This window comes from Megasphaera sp. UBA4233 (assembly GCF_002395615.1).
Lineage (GTDB): Bacteria > Bacillota > Negativicutes > Veillonellales > Megasphaeraceae > Megasphaera > Megasphaera hexanoica.
Window position 1 is genome coordinate 235,372 of record NZ_DGXL01000019.1, and the last position, 6,241, is coordinate 241,612.

The 6,241-nt window shown below is 53.7% G+C and carries 6 protein-coding genes; all 6 read left to right on the top strand.

The annotated features are described in order from the left end of the window. Positions 1-3: 3 nt before the first annotated feature. On the top strand, positions 4-612 hold the full coding sequence (locus B2U90_RS05960; RefSeq protein WP_292017347.1) for an IMP cyclohydrolase: 609 nt from the start codon (positions 4-6) through the stop codon (positions 610-612). After that, positions 612-1,886, top strand: a complete 1,275-nt coding sequence (gene purD, locus B2U90_RS05965; RefSeq protein ID WP_059075277.1) for a phosphoribosylamine--glycine ligase — start codon at positions 612-614, stop codon at positions 1,884-1,886. Before B2U90_RS05960 ends, purD begins: the two co-directional genes overlap by 1 nt. Before the next feature lie 76 nt (positions 1,887-1,962). Next, a complete protein-coding gene (gene fumC, locus B2U90_RS05970; RefSeq protein ID WP_292017348.1) occupies positions 1,963-3,348 on the top strand; it encodes a class II fumarate hydratase in 1,386 nt (461 codons plus the stop codon). A gap of 108 nt (positions 3,349-3,456) precedes the next feature. Beyond that, positions 3,457-4,326, top strand: coding sequence for a phosphoribosylaminoimidazolesuccinocarboxamide synthase (locus B2U90_RS05975; RefSeq protein WP_059075275.1), 870 nt, complete (start codon positions 3,457-3,459; stop codon positions 4,324-4,326). Positions 4,327-4,451: 125 nt separating this feature from the next. Then, entirely contained in the window at positions 4,452-4,718 is a 267-nt protein-coding gene (gene rpsO / locus B2U90_RS05980; protein WP_059075274.1) for a 30S ribosomal protein S15, read from the top strand. A 165-nt stretch (positions 4,719-4,883) separates the two neighbouring features. Continuing rightward, positions 4,884-6,241: polyribonucleotide nucleotidyltransferase (locus B2U90_RS05985; RefSeq protein ID WP_292017349.1), on the top strand; the 1,358-nt coding region annotated here is incomplete at its 3' end.

The following is a 6,241-nucleotide window of genomic DNA, read 5'->3' on the forward strand; positions in this document are numbered from 1 at the left end:
ATCATGATGAAGGTAAAACGCGCGCTTCTCAGTGTATCTGATAAAACGGGGATTGTTGAACTGGGCAAAGCCCTGGCAAATCTGGGTATTGAAATTATTTCGACAGGCGGTACCATGCGGACATTAAAAGAAGCAGGTGTGCCTGTCATGGCAGTACAGGACGTAACGGGTTTCCCCGAAATGATGGATGGCCGTGTCAAGACGCTTCATCCGAAGATTCACGGTGCCATTCTGGCCGTCCGCGATAATCCGTCCCACGTCCAGGATATGAAAGATCATGGCATTACCCCCATCGATCTGGTCGTCGTCAATCTGTATCCCTTCCAGCAGACGATTGCCAAACCGGGCGTTACCCTGGCAGAAGCGATTGAAAACATCGATATCGGCGGTCCCTGCATGGTCCGGGCATCGGCTAAAAACAACAAATACGTCGCCATCGTCACCAATCCGGCCAAGTATGGCGAAATCATCGATATCCTGAAAAAAGACGGGGAATTTACCGACGCCTACCGCCTGGAACTGGCACGGGAAGCCTTCCAGCATACGGCCCAGTATGATACCGCGATTGCGGCCTACCTGTCGGAACAGGTCGAAAAGGGGGCGGCTGACTGATGAACGTAGCCGTTATTGGCGGCGGTGGCCGTGAACATACCCTGGCTTGGAAACTGGCCCAGAGTCCGAGCGTAGACAAATTGTATGCCCTGCCTGGCAGCGATGCCATGGCTTCTATAGCAGAATGTGTGCCCATCGGGGTGGAAGAACTGGACCGCATTGCCGATTTTGCCGTAGAAAAAGGCATAGACATGATCGTTGTAGGTCCCGAAGTACCGCTGACAGAAGGCATTGCCGATGTATGCCAGAAAAAAGGCATTGCCGTTTTTGGCCCCAATAAGGCGGCGGCCCAGATGGAAGGGTCCAAAGTATTTGCCAAGAATCTCATGAAGAAGTATCATGTGCCGACGGCGGCCTATGCATCTTTCACCGATGGCAATGCGGCAAAAGACTATATCCATAAAATGGGGGCTCCTATCGTCGTCAAGGCCGACGGACTGGCTGCCGGCAAGGGCGTCGTCGTGGCACAGACCGTGGAAGAAGCCGTCGATGCCGTCAATGCCATGATGGAAGACCATATTTTTGGCGCTTCCGGCGGCCGCATCGTCATTGAAGAATGTATGGTCGGCGAAGAAGCCAGCCTCCTGGCCTTTGTCGATGGCAAAACGATTGTACCCATGATTTCTGCCCAGGACCACAAGCGTATCTTCGATAACGACGAAGGACCCAATACGGGCGGCATGGGCGCCTATGCCCCGGCTCCGGTAATGACGCCGGAACTGGTCCAGACCGTGTATGATACGATACTGGTCCCCGTCGTCCAGGGTCTTGCAAACGAAGGCATCACCTATCAGGGCTGCCTGTACGCCGGGCTGATGATTACAGCCGGTGGCCCGAAAGTCGTAGAATTCAACTGCCGTTTCGGCGATCCGGAAACGCAGGCCGTCCTGCCGCTCCTCGACGGTGACCTGGCACAGATCATGTATGCCTGCACCCAGGGGACGCTGCGCCGCGACATGGTTCACTGGAAACAGGGCGCTGCCTGCTGTGTCATTATGGCCAGCAAGGGGTATCCGGCTTCCAGCCATAAAGGCGATGTCATTTCCGGCCTCGACGCCGTGGATGACGATATCGTCGTGTTCCATTCGGGAACGAAAAAAGCAGATGGCCTGTACCAGACCAACGGTGGCCGCGTCCTCGGCGTGACTGCTGTCGGAGACAGCCTGCAGGAAGCCATCGATAAAGCCTATGCCAATGTCCGCAGGATTTCCTTTGACGGACAGCAGGTACGCTCCGATATCGGCGCCAAGGGATTGCGCCATTTAAAAAAATAATTGACACCAGGCAATGAGGCCCGGGATCCACGAGGGTCCTGGGCTTTTTCTGTCTGGATGACAGGGGAGATACTGTATGGAATATCGTATAGAAAAAGATTCAATGGGAGAAATCAGGGTTCCTGCCGATAAATTATGGGGCGCCCAGACACAGCGCAGTTTTGAAAATTTCCGTATCGGGATAGAAAAAATCCCGCCGGAAATGGTGACGGTCTTTGCCTATTTAAAAAAAGCCGCAGCCCTGACCAACAAGGAACTGGGCGTCGTCACGCCCGAACGGGCCGATGCCATCGTACAGGCCTGCGATGACATCCTCGCCGGAAATCTGGATGGCAATTTCCCGCTGTCCGTCTGGATGACTGGCAGTGGCACCCAGTTCAATATGAACATCAATGAAGTCGTGGCCCACCGTGCCGTTCAGATCCTGAAAGAACAGGGCATGGAAGAAACGGTCCATCCCAATGACCACGTCAACCATTCCCAGAGTTCCAATGATACTTTCCCGACGGGACTGCACATGGCAGGAGTGCTGCTCATCGAACAGCAGCTGTTCCCCGCCATGGACCGGCTCTATGAAGCCCTTCACGAAAAAGAAGTGGCATTTAAGGATATCGTCAAGATCGGCCGTACCCATCTTCAGGATGCCACCCCGCTGACACTGGGGCAGGAATTCAGCGGCTGGGCCCGCATGATCCAGCGCGATAAAGAAATGCTGACCCGCGGCGTCGATTTCCTCCGCGACCTGGCCATGGGCGGGACCGCTGTCGGAACGGGCATCAACTGCCCCGAAGGCTATGACGTCCGCTTTGCGGAAATCGTCAGCCAGCTGACCGGCACGGCCTTCCACACGGCACCCAATAAGTTCCAGTCCCTCACGAGCAAGGATGAACTGGTCGTCGTCCATGGCATGCTGAAGGCCCTGGCCTGCGACCTCATGAAAATCGCCAACGATGTCCGCTGGCTGTCTTCGGGCCCGCGCTGCGGCATCGGGGAACTCTTCATACCGGAAAACGAACCGGGCAGCTCCATCATGCCCAGCAAAGTCAATCCGACCCAGTGCGAAGCCGTTACCATGGTGGCCGTCCAGGTCATGGGCAATGATGCGGCCATGGGATTTGCCGCCAGCCAGGGGAACTTTGAACTGAACGTTTTCATGCCGGTCATCGCCTATAACCTCATTCAGTCCATCCGCCTTCTCAGCGATGTCATGGATTCCTTCCGCAGCCACTGCGTGACAGGCATCCGTCCGAATCTGGCCAGAATCGACTATAATCTTCACCAGTCCCTGATCCTCGTTACCGGTCTGGTCCCCATTGTAGGCTATGATAAAGCCTGCCTCATTGCCAAGAAAGCGGCTAAAGAAGGCCTGACCCTGCGGGAAGCAGCCCTCGAGAGCGGATGGGTCACGGCGGAACAATTCGATGCCCATATGGATCCGGCGAAACTGGCGGGCGTGAAGTAGAAATCCTGCTTAAAAGTACAAACTGATACTGGCAGGATAAAATGCTTTATGGTATCATAAGTGTGTTCCAATTTACATAGTATTCATTATTGGTGATGGAGGCGCAGCATGAAAGAATATAAACCGTTTAAATCGGGCAAGGTCCGCGAAGTATACGATATCGGCGACAGCATCGTCATGGTAGCAACCGATCGTATTTCTGCTTTTGACCATATCCTCAAGAACAAGATTACCCAGAAAGGCGCTGTTCTGACACAGATGTCCCGCTTCTGGTTTGATTTTACGAAAGACATCATCCCCAATCACATGATTTCCGTCGATGTCAAAGATATGCCAGAATTTTTCCAGCAGCCCCAGTTCGATGGCAACAGCATGAAATGCCAGAAGCTGACCATGATTCCTATGGAATGCATCGTCCGCGGCTATATCACCGGCAGCGGCTGGGAAAGCTACAAAGAAAACGGTACCGTCTGCGGCATTAAGCTGCCGGCTGGTCTCAAGGAATCGGAAAAACTGCCGGAACCGATTTTTACACCATCTACGAAAGCCGAACTGGGAGAACACGATATGAATGTTTCTCTCGAAGAAGGAGCGGCATTCCTCGACAAAACCTTCCCGGGAAAAGGCAGAGAATATGCCGAAGCCATCCGCGACTATACCATCGCCCTCTATAAGAAATGCGCCGATTATGCACTCTCCCGGGGCATCATCATTGCCGACACGAAATTTGAATTCGGCCTAGATGACAAGGGAAATATCGTCCTCGGCGATGAAATGCTGACGCCGGACAGCTCCCGCTTCTGGCCGCTCAAAGGCTATGAAGCAGGCAAATCCCAGCCGTCCTATGACAAACAGTTCGTCCGCGACTGGCTGAAAGCCAATCCTGACAGCGATTACCTCCTGCCCCAGGACGTTATCGACAAGACAATCGAAAAGTACAAGGAAGCCTATGAACTCCTGACAGGCAAGGCATTCTAAGCCTTTACAGTATGGCAGGGATATAGTATAATATGTGATGTCGTACGGGTGCCGGGTGTCTCGAATCTCCGACGATCACGTAGCACTTTGCGAATAGATTATTTTTACAAATGGAGGAACGAACTATGTTAAGTGTAGAAGAAAAGAAAGCCATCGTCGCCAAATACGGCGCAAATGAAAACGACACAGGATCTCCGGAAGTACAGATTGCGCTTCTTACGGCCCGCATCGTCTATCTGACGGAACATCTCCGCAGCAACAAAAAAGACCATGCATCCCGCCGCGGCCTGCTCAAACTGGTTGGCCAGCGCCGTAACCTGCTTGCTTATCTCCAGAAACATGACCTTGGCCGTTATCGTGCTATTCTCGAAAAACTGAACCTGCGTAAATAATCGCGTTGTGTGAGGCTGATGTGTACGCATCAGCCTCTTTTTTCAGAACATAGTGTATGTTACAGGTTGGTAGGTTATAGGTCAGTACCGCTTCCCGGCGATACTGACCTATGACCTACAGCCTGTCTGAATTTCTTGTATGACTCTTCATAAGGAGGAAAACGAATGGAAAAACAGGTATTCCAGATGGATTTTGCCGGTCGTCCCCTGGTCATCGAAGTAGGACAGCTTGCCAAACAGGCGAGCGGTGCTGCTCTGGTCCGCTATGGCGATACGGCTGTATTTGTTACCGCTACGGGATCGAAAGAAGCACGGGAAGATGCCGATTTCTTTCCGCTCACGGTAGATTATGAAGAAAAAATGTACTCCGTAGGGAAGATTCCCGGCGGCTTCATCAAACGGGAAGGTAAACCGCCTGAATCGGCGACGCTCTTTGCCCGCCTGATCGACCGCCCGATCCGCCCGCTGTTCCCCAAGACATACCGTCATGACGTCCACGTCGTAGCCTATGACTTCTGCGTAGATCACGACAACGCACCGGAAATCGCTGCCATGATCGGCGCTTCCGTATCGCTGTGCATGTCCCATATTCCCTTTGCCGGCCCAATCGCCGGTGTCCGCGTAGGCCGCGTCGATGGCCAGTTTGTCGTCAATCCGACGGTGGCACAGAGCGAAGCCAGCGATATGGATATCGTCGTCGCCGGTACGAAAGACGCCATCCTTATGGTTGAAGGGGGCGCCAAACAGGTACCGGAAGCAGATATCCTCGATGCCATCATGTTTGCTCATGAAGAAATCAAAAAAGTCGTCGAATTCCAGCTGGGATTCCTGCCGCAGATCAGCGTGCCCAAACAGGAATTCGTCGAAAAAGAACCGCCGGCCGATATTGTAGAAGCCGTTCATGCCTATGGCGAAGCCAGCATGAAAGAAGCTATCTGCAACGCCGATAAAATTTCCCGTGAAGAAAAGATGAATGCCGTAGAAACGGACATTTATGAACATTTCGCCGATATTTATCCCGACAACCAGGACGACGTCGCCGAAATCACCCAGAAGATGATCAAGGAAATCGTCCGCCATATGATCGCCGTCGATAAAATCCGTCCCGATGGCCGCCGCGTCGATGAAGTCCGCCCGGTCAGCTGCGAAGTCGGCCTGTTCAAGCGCACCCACGGCACGGGCCTCTTTACCCGCGGCCAGACCCAGGTACTGAGCTTCTGCACCCTGGCACCGCTTTCCGAATGCCAGCACATCGATGGCGTCGGCCTGGAAACGGACCGCCGCTACATGCATCATTACAATTTCCCGAGCTTCTGCGTCGGCGAAACCAAATCGTCCCGTGGCCCCGGCCGCCGCGAAATCGGTCATGGCAAACTGGCTGAACGGGCACTGACCCAGGTCATGCCGAGTGAGGAAGAATTCCCCTATGCCATCCGTGTCGTATCAGAAGTCCTCGAATCGAACGGCTCCAGCTCCATGGGCAGTACCTGTGGCAGCACCCTGGCCCTGATGGATGCCGGCGT

Coding starts and splice junctions, on each gene's coding strand:
- B2U90_RS05960 (WP_292017347.1), top strand. CDS start 4: ATGATGAAGGTAAAACGCGCGCTTCTCAGTGTATCTGATAAAACGGGG.
- purD (WP_059075277.1), top strand. CDS start 612: ATGAACGTAGCCGTTATTGGCGGCGGTGGCCGTGAACATACCCTGGCT.
- fumC (WP_292017348.1), top strand. CDS start 1,963: ATGGAATATCGTATAGAAAAAGATTCAATGGGAGAAATCAGGGTTCCT.
- B2U90_RS05975 (WP_059075275.1), top strand. CDS start 3,457: ATGAAAGAATATAAACCGTTTAAATCGGGCAAGGTCCGCGAAGTATAC.
- rpsO (WP_059075274.1), top strand. CDS start 4,452: ATGTTAAGTGTAGAAGAAAAGAAAGCCATCGTCGCCAAATACGGCGCA.